At 34.6% G+C, this 18,020-nt stretch carries 20 protein-coding genes and 1 pseudogene; 4 read left to right on the top strand and 17 right to left on the bottom strand.

All coding sequences use genetic code 11. The features are described from left to right. Positions 1–44: 44 nt before the first annotated feature. The 9 genes from PATL70BA_RS09570 to PATL70BA_RS09530 all read right to left on the bottom strand — a co-directional run bounded on the left by PATL70BA_RS09570 (position 45) and on the right by PATL70BA_RS09530 (position 7,629). Complete coding sequence (locus PATL70BA_RS09570) at positions 45–596, bottom strand: DUF1697 domain-containing protein (RefSeq protein ID WP_125137148.1); 552 nt, start codon at positions 594–596, stop codon at positions 45–47. 58 nt (positions 597–654) lie between these two features. Next, positions 655–852 carry a hypothetical protein gene (locus PATL70BA_RS09565; RefSeq protein ID WP_125137147.1) on the bottom strand — a complete coding sequence of 66 codons (198 nt, stop codon included), beginning with the start codon at positions 850–852 and terminating at the stop codon, positions 655–657. A 49-nt stretch (positions 853–901) separates the two neighbouring features. Beyond that, a complete protein-coding gene (locus tag PATL70BA_RS09560; RefSeq protein ID WP_125137146.1) occupies positions 902–1,906 on the bottom strand; it encodes an ABC transporter permease in 1,005 nt (334 codons plus the stop codon). A gap of 14 nt (positions 1,907–1,920) precedes the next feature. Continuing rightward, on the bottom strand, positions 1,921–3,036 hold the full coding sequence (locus tag PATL70BA_RS09555) for an ABC transporter permease (protein ID WP_125137145.1): 1,116 nt from the start codon (positions 3,034–3,036) through the stop codon (positions 1,921–1,923). Next, positions 3,037–3,891, bottom strand: coding sequence for an ABC transporter ATP-binding protein (locus PATL70BA_RS09550; protein WP_125137144.1), 855 nt, complete (start codon positions 3,889–3,891; stop codon positions 3,037–3,039). It abuts the gene before it with no gap. A gap of 53 nt (positions 3,892–3,944) precedes the next feature. After that, on the bottom strand, positions 3,945–5,156 hold the full coding sequence (locus PATL70BA_RS09545; RefSeq protein WP_125137143.1) for an HlyD family secretion protein: 1,212 nt from the start codon (positions 5,154–5,156) through the stop codon (positions 3,945–3,947). 60 nt (positions 5,157–5,216) lie between these two features. Beyond that, positions 5,217–5,828 carry a TetR/AcrR family transcriptional regulator gene (locus PATL70BA_RS09540; protein WP_125137142.1) on the bottom strand — a complete coding sequence of 204 codons (612 nt, stop codon included), beginning with the start codon at positions 5,826–5,828 and terminating at the stop codon, positions 5,217–5,219. 128 nt (positions 5,829–5,956) lie between these two features. Continuing rightward, positions 5,957–6,478 carry a DUF4411 family protein gene (locus tag PATL70BA_RS09535; RefSeq protein ID WP_125137141.1) on the bottom strand — a complete coding sequence of 174 codons (522 nt, stop codon included), beginning with the start codon at positions 6,476–6,478 and terminating at the stop codon, positions 5,957–5,959. After that, on the bottom strand, positions 6,475–7,629 hold the full coding sequence (locus PATL70BA_RS09530; protein WP_172596190.1) for an ImmA/IrrE family metallo-endopeptidase: 1,155 nt from the start codon (positions 7,627–7,629) through the stop codon (positions 6,475–6,477). The genes PATL70BA_RS09535 and PATL70BA_RS09530 overlap by 4 nt, the downstream gene beginning before the upstream one ends. Before the next feature lie 363 nt (positions 7,630–7,992). Here PATL70BA_RS09530 and PATL70BA_RS17220 point away from each other — a divergent pair. Next, positions 7,993–9,717, top strand: a pseudogene (locus PATL70BA_RS17220) (IS1634 family transposase). A 642-nt stretch (positions 9,718–10,359) separates the two neighbouring features. Here the strand turns inward: PATL70BA_RS17220 and kwaB are convergent. The 4 genes from kwaB to PATL70BA_RS16285 form a co-directional block, all read right to left on the bottom strand. Beyond that, positions 10,360–11,343 (bottom strand): anti-phage protein KwaB, encoded by a 984-nt coding sequence (kwaB, locus tag PATL70BA_RS09520; RefSeq protein WP_172596189.1) that lies wholly within the window; start codon positions 11,341–11,343, stop codon positions 10,360–10,362. Between the two features lie 2 nt (positions 11,344–11,345). Then, positions 11,346–11,930: an anti-phage protein KwaA gene (gene kwaA / locus PATL70BA_RS09515; protein WP_125137138.1), complete on the bottom strand. Its 585-nt coding sequence runs from the start codon at positions 11,928–11,930 to the stop codon at positions 11,346–11,348. 12 nt (positions 11,931–11,942) lie between these two features. Continuing rightward, complete coding sequence (locus PATL70BA_RS17135) at positions 11,943–12,047, bottom strand: YgjP-like metallopeptidase domain-containing protein (protein WP_408634453.1); 105 nt, start codon at positions 12,045–12,047, stop codon at positions 11,943–11,945. A 154-nt stretch (positions 12,048–12,201) separates the two neighbouring features. Beyond that, on the bottom strand, positions 12,202–12,339 hold the full coding sequence (locus tag PATL70BA_RS16285; RefSeq protein WP_172596188.1) for a hypothetical protein: 138 nt from the start codon (positions 12,337–12,339) through the stop codon (positions 12,202–12,204). A 52-nt stretch (positions 12,340–12,391) separates the two neighbouring features. Here PATL70BA_RS16285 and PATL70BA_RS09505 point away from each other — a divergent pair, with 52 nt between their 5' ends. From PATL70BA_RS09505 to istB, 3 genes are read left to right on the top strand one after another with little or no spacing between them, the layout of a single operon-like run. Beyond that, complete coding sequence (locus PATL70BA_RS09505) at positions 12,392–12,766, top strand: helix-turn-helix domain-containing protein (RefSeq protein WP_125137136.1); 375 nt, start codon at positions 12,392–12,394, stop codon at positions 12,764–12,766. Beyond that, entirely contained in the window at positions 12,658–13,758 is a 1,101-nt protein-coding gene (istA, locus tag PATL70BA_RS09500; RefSeq protein WP_125137135.1) for an IS21 family transposase, read from the top strand. Before PATL70BA_RS09505 ends, istA begins: the two co-directional genes overlap by 109 nt. Next, positions 13,758–14,498 carry an IS21-like element helper ATPase IstB gene (gene istB, locus PATL70BA_RS09495; protein ID WP_125136454.1) on the top strand — a complete coding sequence of 247 codons (741 nt, stop codon included), beginning with the start codon at positions 13,758–13,760 and terminating at the stop codon, positions 14,496–14,498. The genes istA and istB overlap by 1 nt, the downstream gene beginning before the upstream one ends. Positions 14,499–14,994: 496 nt before the next feature. On the opposite strand, the gene PATL70BA_RS09490 is transcribed toward istB, so the two are convergent. From PATL70BA_RS09490 to tmk, 4 genes are all read right to left on the bottom strand, one after another. Continuing rightward, positions 14,995–15,480, bottom strand: coding sequence for a RipA family octameric membrane protein (locus PATL70BA_RS09490; RefSeq protein ID WP_125137134.1), 486 nt, complete (start codon positions 15,478–15,480; stop codon positions 14,995–14,997). Positions 15,481–15,520: 40 nt separating this feature from the next. Then, on the bottom strand, positions 15,521–16,072 hold the full coding sequence (locus PATL70BA_RS09485) for a uracil-DNA glycosylase family protein (RefSeq protein ID WP_125137133.1): 552 nt from the start codon (positions 16,070–16,072) through the stop codon (positions 15,521–15,523). Next, positions 16,065–17,348 carry a B12-binding domain-containing radical SAM protein gene (locus PATL70BA_RS09480; protein ID WP_172596187.1) on the bottom strand — a complete coding sequence of 428 codons (1,284 nt, stop codon included), beginning with the start codon at positions 17,346–17,348 and terminating at the stop codon, positions 16,065–16,067. Before PATL70BA_RS09480 ends, PATL70BA_RS09485 begins: the two co-directional genes overlap by 8 nt. A 70-nt stretch (positions 17,349–17,418) precedes the next feature. Next, complete coding sequence (tmk, locus tag PATL70BA_RS09475) at positions 17,419–18,006, bottom strand: dTMP kinase (protein WP_125137131.1); 588 nt, start codon at positions 18,004–18,006, stop codon at positions 17,419–17,421. Positions 18,007–18,020: the final 14 nt, after the last annotated feature.

The raw sequence follows: 18,020 nt of genomic DNA, 5'->3' as shown, positions 1-18,020 counted from the left end.
GCATCCTCATTGAGAATTCCTTCTTGCTTTTCTTTATACTATTTCTATACAGACCCATTGATTGTTTTCATTATTTCATATATTTTACGGGCTGAATTGACATTTCGTACTGTCATTTTCTTGTACATTGGCTTTCCTACAAGCTTCATTAGACCACTCTTCGTAACATTGACTTTATCAACTTTCCATAGAATGGCGCCCATTACGGTTATCACCGTATCTATATCCGGCTTAATCTCTATTTCTTTTAGACATTCTTCTGTATCCATTTCGTCCCACAAAAACAATACATCACATTTCATGATCGCATCGTTTTTCCATGTATCCGGCATGATTTTTATTAGATCCTCAATATCATTAAAATTACGAATTAGAACTTTAATGTCTAGATCAAAATCGTCAAGAATTGCTTTTTGTAACATCTGTGCTATTTCATCCTTGTTATGGTTTGTATCTACAAATATAACATTGCCTGAATTAATATATGTACGTACAGATGTCATGCCTATCCGCATAAATGTTTCTTTCAAAAGCTTCATGTCGATTTTGTTATTGCCACCCACATTTATGCCTCTAAGTAGTGCCACATAGATCATTTGCTCACTCCTACTCCTACTCATTTAAAATCTATTTGTGTCGTATGTCCTTTTTGAATTATCTTGTAAAAAGCCAGACGCCCAATACAAGAAAGATCAAAGCCCAAACGTAAAAGAATATCTCAGTACCTTTGACCCCAAGAACCTTTTCAAACATCTGGATTTTTTTCATGTTCCAGATTGCAGCCGGCTTTGTAATTGCAAGCACAATAACCGCTGCCGCATAAACGATTGATACGATTGCCCATACTTTCATTGTCTATTCCTCCTTAATCATTTACTTATATTTAAGATATCTTAAATATTTACTCTAATCCTTTTCTTATTTTTGGTGCTAATATCAGAAATACTAGGATACTTATACCCAGTACAATGCCTGAATATTTCATAATCTCCATCCACGAACCTCTGTTTGACAGAACTAAGTCATTGCCTTTGTATGTCCAATAAAAAGGAATCCAGTAAAAAAGGGGTTGCCATTTATCTGCCAATAGCTCTACACCGGCAATGGACCCAAACAAAGGTAAGAAAAGTAATTTCATGTTACCAGCTGCATTCATGACATCATCATTGTTTATGCCTTCAATAAATCCAATAAGAATACTAATAATACACGAGGTGGTTACCATGAAAAAAACATGGAAAAAGTTAATACCACCAAAGCCGGTGATGATTAAGAGCAGTATACTGCCCACCACGGGAATGACGACGCCCATCATGCTTTTTCCTGCAATAAAGCCCAATCTTGACACCGGTGATAAGTGAATGGCACTGATGGTGTTATCTGTTTTTTCTTCAACAATATTCAAAGCAATAATCATTCCACCTAAAACAGACGTAAAGATCATGGCCGTATTGACCATCAGTTTTTTTAGTGGCGGTATCTCTCTACCATAAGTCAGAATCTCAGCCGCCCTATCATCCATCCCAATATCAAAGTGGGCAAAGGAAGCCAGATTCTTAACGTAATCCACAACATAATCCGGTTCATTTCCCTGTGTCAGAATATAATAGTCCTTTGAGGTGCCTGGCAGTATGGCAATAATATTATCTCGTTTTCTAACCCGGTCATGGGTCGCCTCTAAGCTCTCTGAGAGCTCCACTTTTGCAAATTGTTTAAAATATTCGGCTTGCGGTGGATTTTCTCCCTCCAGTAAAAGGATTTCAACCGTGGTGTCATTAATACCGGGAGAAAACACATTGATGAGGACGGCAAAAATAACCGGTACAACAAGAATGTACAAGGTGATGAAGTTCCGTACACTGGTTTTCATATCCCGTAAAAATATAATGAATATTTTTCTTATCATTTTGTGACGCTCCTTTACAAGGACAGTGTCTTTTTAAATCTATAGTTTGCCAGTATGAAAATAGCCAGTCCCAGCATTAAAAACCCTAAAGATGCTACCATCACATAGGTCATGTTACCGCCCATACTTATAATATCTTTAAAACTCTGCAGCATCACATAGCTTGGAATGATTTTCACCCAATCCGGATCCCAGCTCGGCGTAAAATATGAGATATTGGGCATGATCATAATCACGATGAAAATGTACATAGCACCAAAGGCTTCTACAATGTCCTTAAAAAAGCTTGTAAGTAGAAGACCAAGGGAAGCTGCAAAAAATCCGGATGCCACCAAAAATAGCATCATAGCCGGATAGTTCGGTTGATTCCCCATAATCGGTATGGTAATAATGAGGCTGGTCATAATACTTGTTACAATGATGACCCCGATCTTACTTAATAAATAATGCCACACTGAGGATGCGGTTATTGCATATGCCTTGATAATACCTTCATTTTTATCCAGAAAGATATATGCGGCGATAATGAACAGACTCATCAAACTACCATTGAAGGTTAGAAATACCGGTATCATGTTCTCTTTGTCATTTAAAGGTGCACTGTCCTGATAAAGACGTCTGACTTCTAAGCGATTTGAATAATCTTCAATGACATCATGTCCTGCCAATCGGTTATGATACACCAATAACAGATTCTGAAGTTTCCTGGTCTCATATCCTTGAAGATAGTATGTATGCACAATCTGATGGTCTTCATTGACACGAACATGAACCACCGGAACTCTTTCTGAGTTAGAAATGGCATCAAGTGCTTCTCTACTCTCCAGCAAGTAGATTTTTGATTCTTTTGTTTCGTAAAGACTGGCACTATAGATTTGATTGTCTCCTTCCAATTCTACCTGCTCGGCAAAATCATCCAAATCTTCCTCTAGCAAGTTCTTCATGTATCTGCCCTCTACAACCTGAGGTAAATCAAGATAGAAATAGTTCTTCCCTTTACTATCAAAATCCTCGGGCACAACAAATACAAGAATCACCAAGAGTACGATGGCCATTCCCAGTTCAATATAAAAATACCAGCTTTTTGAGGATAAAATCAACTCTTTTGAAAAACTGTACCAAAGCTTCATCTAGACCAGACCCCTTCCGGTAACTTTAATGAATATTTCCTCAAGAGTGGCTTCCTTGGTGTGCATGGTCTGGATATCATAATTATTGATGACTTCCACGATCCTGGCCTTCTCCGATTCAGCTACCGTAGAGAACTGCTCTTTGATCAGTTCACCGTTTTTAATATATTCAACATCAACCAGCTTTTCACCATATTTGAGTTTGAGTGCTTTTGGTGAGTCGATCAATCTTATCTTTCCATCTACTATGAAGGCCACACGATCGCACAGTTCGTCAGCAATGTACATATTATGAGTTGTTAAGAATACAGTGGCGCCTTTTTCATTTTCTTGTTTGATGATATCTTTTATATTCGCCGCAATGGATGGATCCAGTCCAGTCGTCGGTTCATCCAGAAACCATAACTCCGGGTTATTAATCATGGATCTTGCAAAGGTGAGCCGATGCTTCATCCCTTTTGAATACTTGCCTGCTTTTGTATTTTCTTTGCCGTCCAGCCCCACAAGTTTTATTAATTCTTTGGGATCTCTTGTCTTCACGTCAAATAGTTTTCTATAGAATTCAAGATTTTCAATGCCGGACATCTTACTGTAGACATTGGATTGTTCAAAGGACATGCCAATCTTATTAAACATTTTATCCTTAATATGCTTAACATCGTAACCTGCAACCTCAACCTCACCCTTTTGCAACTGAAGAAGACCTACAAGGATGTTCTGGGTGGTTGATTTTCCGGCACCGGAAGGACCCAAGAATCCAAAGATTTCACCTTTTTTGATTTCAAAATTAACATCATTCACCGCATAATTCTCATCATTATTATATGAATGATACAGGTTTTTGACTTTTATCATCCTATCATCCCTTCTACCTTGATCCGGATTATTTATAACAATCTGTATATTATTTACTCATTCTGATAATTCAATATGACCTGGTCGCCTTCTTCGAGGCCATTTATTACTTCTATGTTGCCCTCAACATGTATGCCGGTCAGAATTTCTCTTTCAATTGGATTGCCGTCTACAAGAACCTCCACATATTGTTTTGAATTCTTTTCTACCACTGCGCCTATTGGTATAAGCAACATTTCTCTCGGTGGTTCGATCATGACCATCGTCTCTACTTCAAGTCCAAAAGCAAGTGTATCATCAGAGGTGGGTAGATCGACGGACACTGTCTGACGGTTCTCTTCTACGCCAAGCTCTGATAAGGTTACAAAGGCTTTAGGATATATCTGATTCACCTTTAGATGATCTATCTTAATGTCTAGATTCAAATCCTCAATTTTAGCTTCTAAGCTGGGACGCATCCTGATTGCATCTTCCACCATAAAATCGACCAATACCACTTTTTCAGTTGGGTCTTGTATCTCAAGTATCATGATACCGGCGGAGGGTGTATCACCCTCAAAAGTACCTAGTTCTGTCACTATACCTTCAATATCCGCATATAGGATATTGTCTTCTTTTCTTTTTTCTAAGATATCAATAGATAAAAGCAAAGCATCAATATCCGCCTCGTATTTTTCCCGTATATTACCTGATATCCCTTTTGTTAGACGGCTATAGTTGTTACGTGCAATCTCCAAGCTGCTTTGAAGCTTTTCTATGTTTTCTAGCGACTGCTCCAGTTCAACGAGGGGTACAATACCTTCACTATAAAGTGTTTCTATTCTGTCCTTATCCTTAGTTGCTATATCTATTTGGCTTTCGATTTTGGAGATTTCTATTCTGGCGTTGTTAATACTTTGTATATCTGTGCCGGACTTTGCATCCTTATAGATAGCTTCTAGCGCTTCTATCTGCTTTTCAATCTTCTGGACTTCAAGATCAACCGTTTCGGTATCTGCTTCATATACAATAAGAGGTTGTCCCTTTTTTACATGATCGCCGAGCTTTAGCGTCATCTCGACAACTTTATCCATACTATTGCCATAATACCTTCTGATGTTTTTGGAACTAATTCTACCTACATCCTGAACATATATGCCGGCTTCATCTTTCATCACTTCGACCGTATTATATTTGACGCCTATATTACCCATCGTTAGTAGATAAAAAAGACCTGAGCCTATAGATATGAATATAACAAATGCGATGATCAATTTCTTCTTCATAATAACCTCCAAAATCATTTTGGCAGCTGTTTATTGATTGGTTTTGACTCTTTACCCTGTTTATTTGTAGAGTGTGTTTCTAAAATGAGCCAAAAAGCTTTCTACTTCACAAAAGATATGATCCATACTCGGCTCTATACCCATGTTGCGCTGTATCATATAGATTTCGCCCAACCTTTCTAAAGTATACTGAATGGTTCTAATAGCTATAGCCACGTCCACACCTTCTTTAAAAAGTGTACTATCGATATTATGGCTATAATACATATCTAAAGGAATGGGGTTATATTTTTCTACGCTTTTTTTAATCTCTTCATAATCCATGCCTGCATACATGGTTTTCGAAAAATCCAGCAAGGCAGGTATATCATTTAGAATCTTCATTTTCAGCTTTGTAATCCGTTCTATTCGCCTTATGATGTCCCTATCTTCTAAACCAATCTGCTCTGCAATCGGTAATGCTACTGCTTTAACGGCGTAATCAAAAATATAGTTGTATAATTCTTCCTTGGTTCTAAAATAGTGATACAAGAGCCCTTTAGATATGCCTGCTTCTTTAACAATGACATTGGTCGAGGCTTTATCAAACCGGTTCTCTCCAAACTCTTTCATAGCTGCATTAATCAGACGCACCTTTTTGTCCGGACTCATTTTATCTAATATATCTGCCAAAAACGCCCATCTCCATTCCACTGTCTATTGTCTTATTAATTCCATTATACAACCACTGACCACACTGGTCAATAGATTTTTGATAAACTAAAAAAGACACCAGATAAGCCTAGTGTCTCCAATTATCCTTATAGAATCATTCGTAAATCTCTCATCATATTATACAAGTTGCAGCATTCCACATTAAATACCGCTGAAACATCAGGAATTTTGGGGTTCTTTGTAGGCTGATAACTTGATAGATTACCATTTGGATTCTCAAAAGTTACAATGATGTGTTCATATACTTTCCCAGTAGCAATCAACCAAGGATCTGCAACATTTGCATCTGACCAATGACGCAGTGCTTTTTCATTATATAAATCTGACTTTTGTATATACGACATCACTTGACTATATGTACTAATAATATTTTGGTTATTTCTAGAAAGCATTAAGGAACTATCAAAGTCATTTATCCAAGTTGTTAAATTATCATCACCTTTTCTAATCTCTTCACTAACAAGATCAAGAAGTATAATCTCACCCGATCGAATCTTTTCAGCAAGCCCTATCCAGAACTTCTCGGCTAAGTCAAAAGGATAAAACGTCTTATATGGTGTAATAATTGAATTAGAGTCAATTAAATATCGCCTCTGCTGATTTATCATGAAGCTGTACCTCTTGCCCTATCAATTATATTCTCAAAGGTTTTTCTTGTCGTATTTGTAAGTCTATAGACTTCCGAAAAAGATGTTTTACCTTGATATGCACTATCGTTAATAGCAAGTAGGAACCTCTTATCAATTCTACTTAAAGCAGTATTATAGTAATCGCCACCCGGACCACTATTTTCTTTATTTTGGAAATATATCATTCTGGCTGTATCTGCTAATTCCTTATAAGTCTTTTGACTAATAAAATTATTATCCAATGCTCTTCGAGCAATAACAGTCATTCCACATTTGAAGTCATGTGCAAGTTTTCTAATCTTTAATTGTAATTCATCATTAATCCTCTTCCATTCTTGAACAAATATATCATTTGGCACAATAATCTCTGCTGCTATTGCATTACATTTTCTCTCAATACTATTCTGGCTTTCTAAATATTTATCATTAAAAAGACTATTTTCACCATACCAAATATGAGCTAGTTCATGAACTAATGAAAAGAGACGACCACAATCAGTATCGTGTGCATTAATAAATATCAACGGTGCTAACTTATCAATCATTGTAAATGCTCTAAACTCATCTATATTTAGAGATCTATGTGTATTAGAACCTACTACACCATTCATCATGACAACTATACCTATTGCTTCCATTTTGGTTCTAATACGCTTAAAAGAATCCCAGGTGTCTTTGCTTTCCGTATACCAGTCTTTCTCTATCTTCAAAGTATCTCTAATACTCATTACCATGCTCTCAATAGATACAGTTTCATCATGAAGACCAACAAAATCAAGGTTATCCATGGATTGATCAAACAAATATTCTTTCATCCAGTCTTGGATTCTTTCCATTTCATCAATAGTGTCTAGTAAATCTCTACTTGGCTTAGAAAGTTGAATACTATCCACAGTCCTATACTCAATAAAGGAATTATCCTCTTGAGGAGGAGCATTTAAGAAAAAATAACCTAGTGGAATATGAGTTGCTTTACTAAATTCTTCTATCTGATTTAATGTTGGTTCTTTTTCTCCATGTAACCATTTTATGAAGTTATCTCTAATTGCACTTCTTAAATCATCAATTTCAATTTGAGCTTGAACCCAACTTAGTATTTCTGGTTTTACATTAATCCTTACAGTAGGCATTAGACATCCTCCTTTCCATGTATATATATTGTAGCACATCATCGTAATTTATATATCGACTTTTATAATATAATTATACAATATCCACCAGAAATTTTACCGTAACTTATGTTAGTATTCTTTGTCTAACCTTTAAATGCGTTTTTCAAATTAGATAGTTGTAAACTTCGATCTTTTAATTAAGACCTTTCATCGTTGTTCTTACCATTTCGACATCGGGTCTTTGACACTTGCCGAAGTAACTAAAACAGCGAAAACCTTATAACAAGCCTATTTAGGCTTATTTTTTTGTCAAATTCTACTCTTTTCATTTACGTTCTACTACGTTCTATGATATAATATAGGGTATTAGGAGGTGTTGTTATGAGGCTGAAAGTTGTAAATTCTAAAAATGTTCAATTATTATATGTCATAGAAACTATTTATGTTGATGGAAAACAAAAAACTAGAACCGTCGAAAAACTTGGCAGATATTCTGATTTAGAAAAAAAGCTAAATGGTGCTAATCCCATAGAGTGGGCCAAAAAGTATATCGAAGATCTTAATCGCCAAGAAAAAGAACAAAAACGTGAGGTTATTATCAAGCTTAGGCAATCCACGCTTATTGATAAAGAGATTCAACGTTCCTACAACGGTGGCTATCTTTTTCTTCAACAGATTTATTACCAGTTAGGGCTTCATAAGATTTGTAACGATATTTCTTCAAGGCACAAGTTCACCTATGACCTTAACGGTATTCTCTCTCGTTTGATTTACGGAAGAATTCTTTTTCCTTCTTCCAAGCTTTGCACCTTTGAATCTTCTAAACGTCTTCTCGAACAGCCAAACTTTGAATTACAGAACATTTACAGGTCTTTAGAAGTTATCGCTAAGGAATCCGATTTCATACAATCACAGCTTTACAAAAACAGTCTAGCAGTTTCTAAACGTAATGATCGAATTCTTTATTATGACTGTACCAACTACTTTTTTGAGATTGAACAAGAAGATGGCCTTAAACAATATGGACCCTCCAAAGAAAACCGTCCTAACCCTATTGTAGAAATGGGCTTGTTTATGGATGGAGATGGTATTCCTCTCGCTTTTAACATTCACAGTGGCAATACCAATGAGCAGGTGACTCTAAAGCCTTTAGAAAAGCAAATTATCGAAGACTTCAAACTATCCAAGTTTGTTGTATGTACTGATGCCGGCTTATCTTCAAATGCAAATAGGAAGTTTAATAATATAAATGGACGTTCTTTTATTACAACTCAATCCATCAAAAACTTAAGCAGTTTTAAAAGAGTGGGCTTTAGAACCAACTGGATGGAGGCACAATGATTCCAAAGAAACCTTTGATTTAAACCTGTTTGATGAAAATGAAAGTCTTTGTGAGCAATATAAGAATATGACCTTTTATAAAGAGAGATGGATTAAAGAGAATGATCTTGAGCAAAACTGATTGTCACCTTTTCTCTTAAATACCGTTATTATCAACGTCAGATCAGAAACAAACAACTTGAACGTGCCACAAAACTCATTAGCACTAACCCAAAAAGTATAGGTAAGAAAAGACAAAATGATTATAAACGATTTATCGCTTCCACCAATGTTACAAGTGATGGTGAAGTTGCAGAAGAGACACTTTACCATCTTAATTCAAATACTGTTGCTGAGGAAAGTATCTATGACGGCTTCTATGCAGTATGTACTAACCTTGACGAAGATGCTTCTGAAATAGCTAGAATTAACCACCGACGTTGGGAAGTTGAAGAATGTTTTAGAATTATGAAGAGCGAGTTTAAAGCAAGACCTGTTTATCTTCAAAGAGACGACCGTATAAAAGCGCATTTTACAACCTGTTTTCTAGCACTTGTTTTATATAGATATCTGGAGAAAGACCTAGACAACCAGTTTACAACGAACGAAATCGTCGGCCAGTTAAAGGATATGAACTTCTATTGCGTTCCTGGACAGGGTTTTATTCCGACCTATACACGTACTGATTTTACAGATGCACTACATGATACCTATGGATTTAGAACAGACTATCAGATTGTCAGCGACAAAGAAATGAAAAATATATACAAAAAGACTAAAAAGTAAAAAAAAAGTACGCAAAAATTAATGACATATAAAAAGCTTGAAGCCCCTATTTATAAGGGATTTCAAGCTTTTTCTGTTTCACAACTGTCAAAGACAGGATCGTAATTTATATATCGACTTTTATAATATAATTATACAATATCCACCAGAAATTTTACCGTAACTTATGTTAGTATTCTTTGTCTAACCTTTAAATGCGTTTTTCAAATTAGATAGTTGTAAACTTCGATCTTTTAATTAAGACCTTTCATCGTTGTTCTTACCATTTCGACATCAATGGTCGCTTCTTACAACTGAAAATTATATATTTTCATCACTATTACTTTTGATAAATTCAAGAGGCAATACAGTAAGCTATACTTATGGCATAACGTCTAATCTACAAATGCGAATAGAGTAAAAAAAGTACGTCCTTTCCAATACATCGAAAAACAGCTGTTTATCAATATACTATACCTCATTTATGATACGGTTCACCGTACCAAGTTGAAAACATACGAAAATGACTATGAACGTGCTTTGAAAATTGTCAAGTTGTTCATTTATTTCCGTCAGACTGAAAAATTCAATAGACAATTAGATTTATTTTTGACATTTACAGTTGAAGAAATTCTAGGTATGGGAAAAGAATAATTATAACGCCTATATTTCATGAGAACTTAAATCATCTTTTGCACCTGACAAATAATCATGGTCTGTTAATTTTGAATATAAAAATGAATCATCAAGAAGAGTAATAAATGCCTTTCTTGCTTTTTTAGTTTTCAAATCTAGCAGGTTGCCTGACTCATCAAACTTGAATTTATTTTTTATAATATCGTTCGATTCATTAATGAATTTAATGATATCTTCTTTATTGCATTTTTGAAGCACAATTGATTTCGAAGCTACTTTTACAATTTTCCTTGCAAATGAAGCATCTGTAATATCATTTCTTAAATAAGAAATATCTTCAACAATTTCAAGCAAATCAATTGTATCGACACTTTCATTTGCTTTTTTTTCAAGAACTTTGATAAATCCAAATTTCGACTCCAATTTTTTTAAATTCTTGACATACAATTCGCCATCAACAATCATGAAATCAAAATCAAAGTTCAACTTAAAAATGTCATCGTCAACTTCTGTGATTTTATTTGAATTGGTCAATTTGATATTTATTTTGTCTTTTAACGTTTCTCCAGCTTCTTTTTTCATTACCATTATTGGATAATGTTCTTTATAAAGCGTTATTCGAGTATCTTCATCAACAAATGCGAAAACATAACCCTTCATTTTAGAAATATCATCATGTTTAAAATTATACGAGTCAGATAGAACATTTTGCTGAACACTTGTAATATAGTCTACTTCAGGAATTCTATCTTCATAATCATAATGGTAAAGTACATCTTTTCTATCATCCGCTAGGGATAGTCCCATTATACTAATTTCTTCTTGACTCAAATATTGCTTTGTATGATTGATGAACTCCTTGGTCATTACAGCTTGGGTTTGTTCATCTAAGTCACCTTTTTTGATTAACAACCGTTCATCTTCAAGTAAAAAATATAATTCACCTTCTGTAGAGTGTCCCACAATTTTATTAAGTTTTGCAACAAGTACCGATTTTGATTCCATCGCCATAATCATTTCTCCTTAACAAAGTATATTCTTTCATCAACTCTTAAGTATTCCAAGTTTGATTCTTTACTGATATTCCCTTTACAAATAAGTATCAGATTTTCATAGATTTTATTATCTCTCATCTCTACATCAGCTTCATATAATTGATAACCAAGTAAAGCAAGCGTTGGATTTGCATAAAACAAATCTGTTCTAACATAAATAAATCCAATAACAAAAATCAATAACATCAACATTATTACAAATCGAACCTCAGATAAGTTAAAAGCTATCAAAGGTAAAATATATGTTGTTAGAAATGTTAGGTGTTCATAATTCTTGTTTTGAACCCTCTTAATTTTGAAATACGATTGCATCCCTCTTGAAACGGTATAATTAAATGTTGTTACAAAAAACGAACTAACAACTAGCATCATTATACTCACTAAAGGAATCACGTTCGTACTTATTAAGTTCCAAGTCCCAACATAGTGACTGTTTTCTCCAAATTCAAGCGGAACACTAATATATAAAATAATTAGCATCACAAACAGTAACCACAATGATGAAATATACATTAGAAATTTCATTTTTATATTATCAATCAAATTTTCACCCCCCTACAAATCATACTTAATCCCATTATTCCGAACCCACTCTTTTCGACTTTCATAATCAGGCAAAATCCGTTTCAACAAATTCCAAAATGGCTGAGAGTGATTCATATGCATCATATGACACACCTCGTAATTCAGAACTGATACCAGCGCCATGATGCACTTTCATTTGAATAAAACCTGGTGGTCTTTCGTAAACTTCCCCAATGCTTTTACTGACTTGTACTTTACCTTAACCGTTTTGAGAATCTCGTCTACAGTTTTACTTCTGGGGCAATAACAGTATTCTTGAGGCTTCAACCTCTATAGTCAGCATTTTGCCTTCTGAAAATAATGTGTTTGCTAATATAAAAGTGAGCCATTTAGCACCATAATGATCACGAATTTTTGAGCCATTCATAAAATTTCCTGTATGATAAACGAAAAGATTATCGTATAGGAGTGTGAAGGGCGTGAAAATAGATTTGGAACTTTATGAACAAATTCGACATCTCCATTTACATGATGGAATGTCCCAAAGAGCAATTTCTAGAAAACTAGATATCTCAAGAAACACGGTTTCTAAGTACTGTAACGGTGAGCATGTTCCATGGGAACGCAAGGAATACTCATCAAGATCAACCCCTGTTGTTACAGATGAAGTCAAAGACTTTATTCTTAAGTGTTTTGAAGAAGATGATACCCATTCCTTCAAAAGCAAAAGCATACTGCCACAAGGATTCATCAACGACTACAAGACGAGCTTGGTTTTAGTGGAAGTGGCTCAACCATTCGGCGTGTTGTTCGTGAACTTAGGAATAAGACTAAAGAAGCCTTTGTTCCTTTAGAATTTGACCCTGGCGAAGCTGCACAGATTGATTTTGGTAGTGCCTATGCCTACATCAAAGGGCAACGTAAGAAACTGAAATTCTTCTGCATGCGATTATGCTTCAGCGGCCACTTTTTTGTGAAGGCATACTATGCTGAAAATGAGGAATGCTTTCTAGACGCTCATATTTCATCATTCAAGTTCTTTGGTGGCGTACCTAAGCGTACAATCTTTGATAATGCTAAGGTGGCTGTAAGCGAGGGTCTTGGTGCATACGTGACCAAAGAGACCAAACGCTACTGTGAGTTGAAAGCCCATTATCAGTTCGCTGCTACTTACTGTAATCCACGTAGTGGTAATGAGAAAGGTCTTGTTGAAAATCTTGTGGGCTACGTTAGGCGAAATGCTATGGTTCCAATGCCAAAAGTTGATTCACTAGACGAATTAAATGCCACCTTAGAAAGCTACTGCCAAGGATACATAGAGCATTCTATTGCTAGCAGAACCGGTACTGTAGGTGAAAACTTCAGCATTGAAAAACGTGTTTTACTGCCACTGCCTTTGTACCACTATAGCCCTGAAAAGCTTCTCTACCCTGAAGTCAGTGCATATTCACTTATAACCTTCCAGACGAATAAGTACTCTGTCCCAACGGATTATTGTGGGAAAGAAGTTTGCCTTAAGGCTGGACCAAGTGAGATTCGTGTTTACCATAAAAATGAAATGATTGCTAATCATGAACGCAACTATGGTAAGAATCATCGTACTTATGACATTGGTCACTATATTAAGTTGTTAGAAGCAAAACCACGAGCCATCTTTAATGCAGCACCAGTAAGACAATATGTTCCAAAGGATGTCCTACAGATGTATGCGAGTAAACATGGTGGTCAGAAACTTCTTTTAGCCTATTTAAAGGAATCTAACGGGTTAAAAGAAACGCCTGACATAACTGTCATCCCAACACAGCTAAATCTCTATGATCAGCTGATACAGGAGGTGAATAGTTAATGGATTCTATCGTCAACCAACAAATAAAACTCTTATCTAAAGCAATGAAACTTTCTTCGTTTCAGTCCTACGAGCAAGTGCTTCGAGATAGCAAAGAAAACCAGCAAACATATGAGGAATTCTTACTACAACTACTAAAGGTTGAAGCAGGCAATCGTAAGGAAAATAAGTTGATTAGGTTAAAGCGCCAAGCTAAATTTCCTTTCGAAAAATCATTAGAGGAGTTTGAATTGAATCGGTTACAACATGTAGATTCATCTACGATCTTTGAGTTAGCCAGTTGTGAGTTCGTCAAAAAGAAAGAAAATATCATTCTTATTGGCAATCCTGGTACAGGTAAAACACATTTGTCTATAGCGCTTGGTCTAAAGGCCTGTTTAAATGGCTTCAAAGTTCACTTTACAACTGCGGCCAGTTTAGCTACAGAATTAGTTGAAGCAGAATCAGAACAACGTTTGGGTAAGTTTATTCGTCAGCTATCAAGGATTGATTTATTAATCCTCGATGAGTTATCTTATCTATCATTTAATAAGTATCAGTCAGAACTATTGTTTCAGGTAATATCAGAGCGTTCTGAACGAGGAAGTGTTGTTATATCAACAAACCTCGAATTCTCAAAGTGGGAAGAATTCTTCCCAGATACATTGTTAACTAATGCTTTGATCGATAGAGTAACCTTTAATGCTCATATACTAAATATGAATGGTGATTCTTATCGATTAAGTAAGTCATTGAACTAAGTGGCTCAAAAATTCATGATCACATGGTTCACTTTTTTATGATCAGAGTGGCTCACAATTTGGTGATCAAGTGGCTCACTTTTTCGTTGACAAACACAGAAAATAACCTCAAACTCAATTTGCTGAGTTCCGTATTTATATGCCAGCTTCACTTATTTACATTAATAATAGCCAAATCTAAAATACCCAAAGCCTCTTCAAAGTTGAATATTCATTATGATTAACCGTATCAAAAGATTCAATACCGAAGAAACATGTCAAGAACTCTCTTACAGTTTATCCTTTTCAACATATTCAATGGAATTAATATCACTTGCATTCTTTCATCAGTTATAAACTTCAAAATAATATCTAAAAAGTTCCATTTGTAGAGATGCACCATCTAACTTTGATGCCCAGGACCCAAAAATATTACAGTTTTTTCATGATACTTCCCTTGTCCTTCCAGTTTCTTCTTTATTGTCTTTATTCAATGACGACTTAATCTATTTATACATCATTCTGTAAAAATCAAAAAAATCGCAAGACAACCTTCAAACAAACTAACAATAGCAAAAAAAGAAAAAAACAGATTATAAAGTTGTGAAATACTAAGCTGTCGAAAAAGGTATATTTTATCTTTATCAGACATACGAATATCTTTAGTATTCTTTTCCTCTGTGATGAATATTTGGGGAATGCCTTTTTCAACTCTTGACTCATAATTTTTTATTATCCGCTCATTATGCTTTATTAGAAATTTGTTTCGAATATCAATCTTATAAAAAATAAAACATAATAACAGTTGAGCTACTGCTGATGCAAGTGCAATCATATTTCCTCTCAGATTGACGAATATTTGCGTTGCTACAACTGCACTTGTTGCTCCAATAATAATAATAAATAAATTAAAGTGTGTAACTCTTTGTTGTGCTAAAAGTTTATAATAGTCCCATGACATATCAAGGACTTTTAATTCGATTTCATTATCTATTTTCCCCATTAGTGTAGCCTCACTCGCTTATTATGCCTATCTAAAGGCTTTATAGTGATAACATAATCAACTCTTTGACAGAATCTATATAGATTTCTTTACTTTTTCTTTTGTAGACACTAATATAAGAAGGATGGTGAATTGGCAAAAAGCTAAACTCTCCATACTTATATAGTTTGTACTCATAATCATTGAATTTGTCAAATGTTACTTTCATGCTTTTTTCAACTGACTGAATTACATTGTTGCCTAACAATATAATAATCTTTGGCTTAAGCAACTCAATTTCTTTCTTGAGATTAACAATGCAAAGATCCATCTCCTTCTTAGTAGGGTATCTTAACTTACCATTATTATTTAATGGTAAGCACTTAACTACATTAGTTTTATAGAACTTACAGCCTTGTACTTCAGATTCCATTTCATTAATTAGTTTTCCTGATTTAGTGGCTACCGATAAAGGGACTTCATCTAAGACATTATCAACTTGTTTAGCAGAAAGACCTACCCACATTACATCGCACTTTTCCACCTTATCTAAAAGAGGTCTCTGATTATTACACATATTGCACTTATTGCAGTTCATTATCTCATTAATCATAATGTCCTCCTAGCTTACTCGTTTTGCAAATAAACTCATATAATACTTTATCGTCACATTGACTGTAGTTTTTAGTCTGAATATTAAAATGTCCTCTATCAACCAATGTTGATAAAATCTGATTTTCTTGATATTCCAACTCTAATTCTGGTTCAACAAATTCATTAAATAATGCCGTTCCATGGTATGGCCTAAATTGAAAAACACTTGTTCTGAAATTTCCATCTGAATTTTGTGAACACTCGTATATTGATGTCGCAACATTAAGACTCATTTCCATATCACTCTTGGATTCCAGAGGAAAGCCAAATATAAAATATCCTTTAATGTCAATTCCACTTTTCAATATTTTTCTTGTGGTATTCTTTATTTCATCTACTGTTCCTGATTTATTAATCATATGCCTGATTTTATCTGATCCTGATTCAATTCCAATAAATAATTCCTTACAACCACTATTCTTCATTTGAATAAACAATTCTTCTGATGTGTTTTGAAACGTCTTGATATGTGCCATGGCTCTCCAAGACACATTAAAATGATTGAATATCTCAATAGCACCTAGTATAGATTGTGAACTTCTCAAAAACAAGTCATCCAAGATTCTAATGCATTGGATTGTCGGGTTTTCTTGAAGTAGGTCACTAATCTCTGCAATAATATTTATCTTATTTTTTAGCCTTATTTTACTGTTTTGATTTAATTTTTTTGCCGCTCCGCAAAAAGCACAGTTGTAAATGCAACCTCTTGATGTTATTATTGCTCTTTCATTCAAACCATAGTAGTTTACCACATAATTTTCATTAAGTAAGCCTCTATTTAAAGTCAAATTATTTATGTCCTCTGAAAAATATTTTGATGAGATATCAACTTGGTATACTTTACGAGTATCACATTCATATATGGGGGGCTCTGAAACCTTGTCTTCAATCACATCACAAATAATTAAATCGCCTTCCCCAATTATCACGACTAGGTCATTATTAATATTCCATTTGACGATTTTATCATAAATGAATTTTGTGCACTGACCTCCTACAATTAGCCTTGCCTTCAAAAGATAGGATTCCAATATAATTTTGACAATGGGAATATTAACAGAAAAAATATTAATACCTATAACGTCTGGCTGTATTTCATATAGCCTCTGAATGACTTGAGTTATATTTAAACCTAACTGAATTACATCTAAAATTATTACATCCCAATTATTTTCTAGAATTTTTGTCGCCAAATAGCCAAGACCAAACGGTGGTAAATACTCATTACCTGCCATGTCCGTTTCTAATCGGTCAAATATTGGCGAATTAATTAACACGACTTTCATTTCACACTCTCCCCATTGATTAACTAACCGCTACCATTATCATATCTCCTAGCTTTTCTATGTTTTTTACTAGGGACTCATCAGTGTCTATATATTCTATTTTGTAACCTAATTCCTCAAGGTATTTTCCCGCCTTAAATGATAACTCAATTTCTCTTTCACTACTAAAATCTCTTTCGAATCTCGTTAAAGTTGACCTATCAGATAGCCTTTCACTAATTGTGCTTTCATTTGCATAAACAATTACAGATAAATCCGGCTTCAAAAAACCAGTATTTATGCTCATCACCTCGCTCATACTCAGACCATCTAAAACTTGTAATATCAACGAAGATGGAATATATCTATCACACAAAACTATATGCCCCTTATTAATATATGGAACAATCTCTTTCTTTATATGATTGTGTCTGTCTGCAGCAACCAAATTAGCAAGTGTATATGATGCGTATTTTTCTTCGGACTCGCGAATATACTTTCCAATTTCCGTCTCTGTTGGCTCTTTGGTAATATAAACTTGTTTTTCTTTGAAAGCTAAGTACTTAGCTAGTTCTTCAATAACTGTTGATTTTCCAGCTCCATTTGGACCATCAAAAGTGATAAACATAATATCCCCCTATC

The organism is Petrocella atlantisensis, assembly GCF_900538275.1.
GTDB classification, from domain to species: domain Bacteria; phylum Bacillota; class Clostridia; order Lachnospirales; family Vallitaleaceae; genus Petrocella; species Petrocella atlantisensis.
Note: the sequence above shows the minus strand (reverse complement) of the source record. Positions and strands in the feature narration are given on the sequence as shown.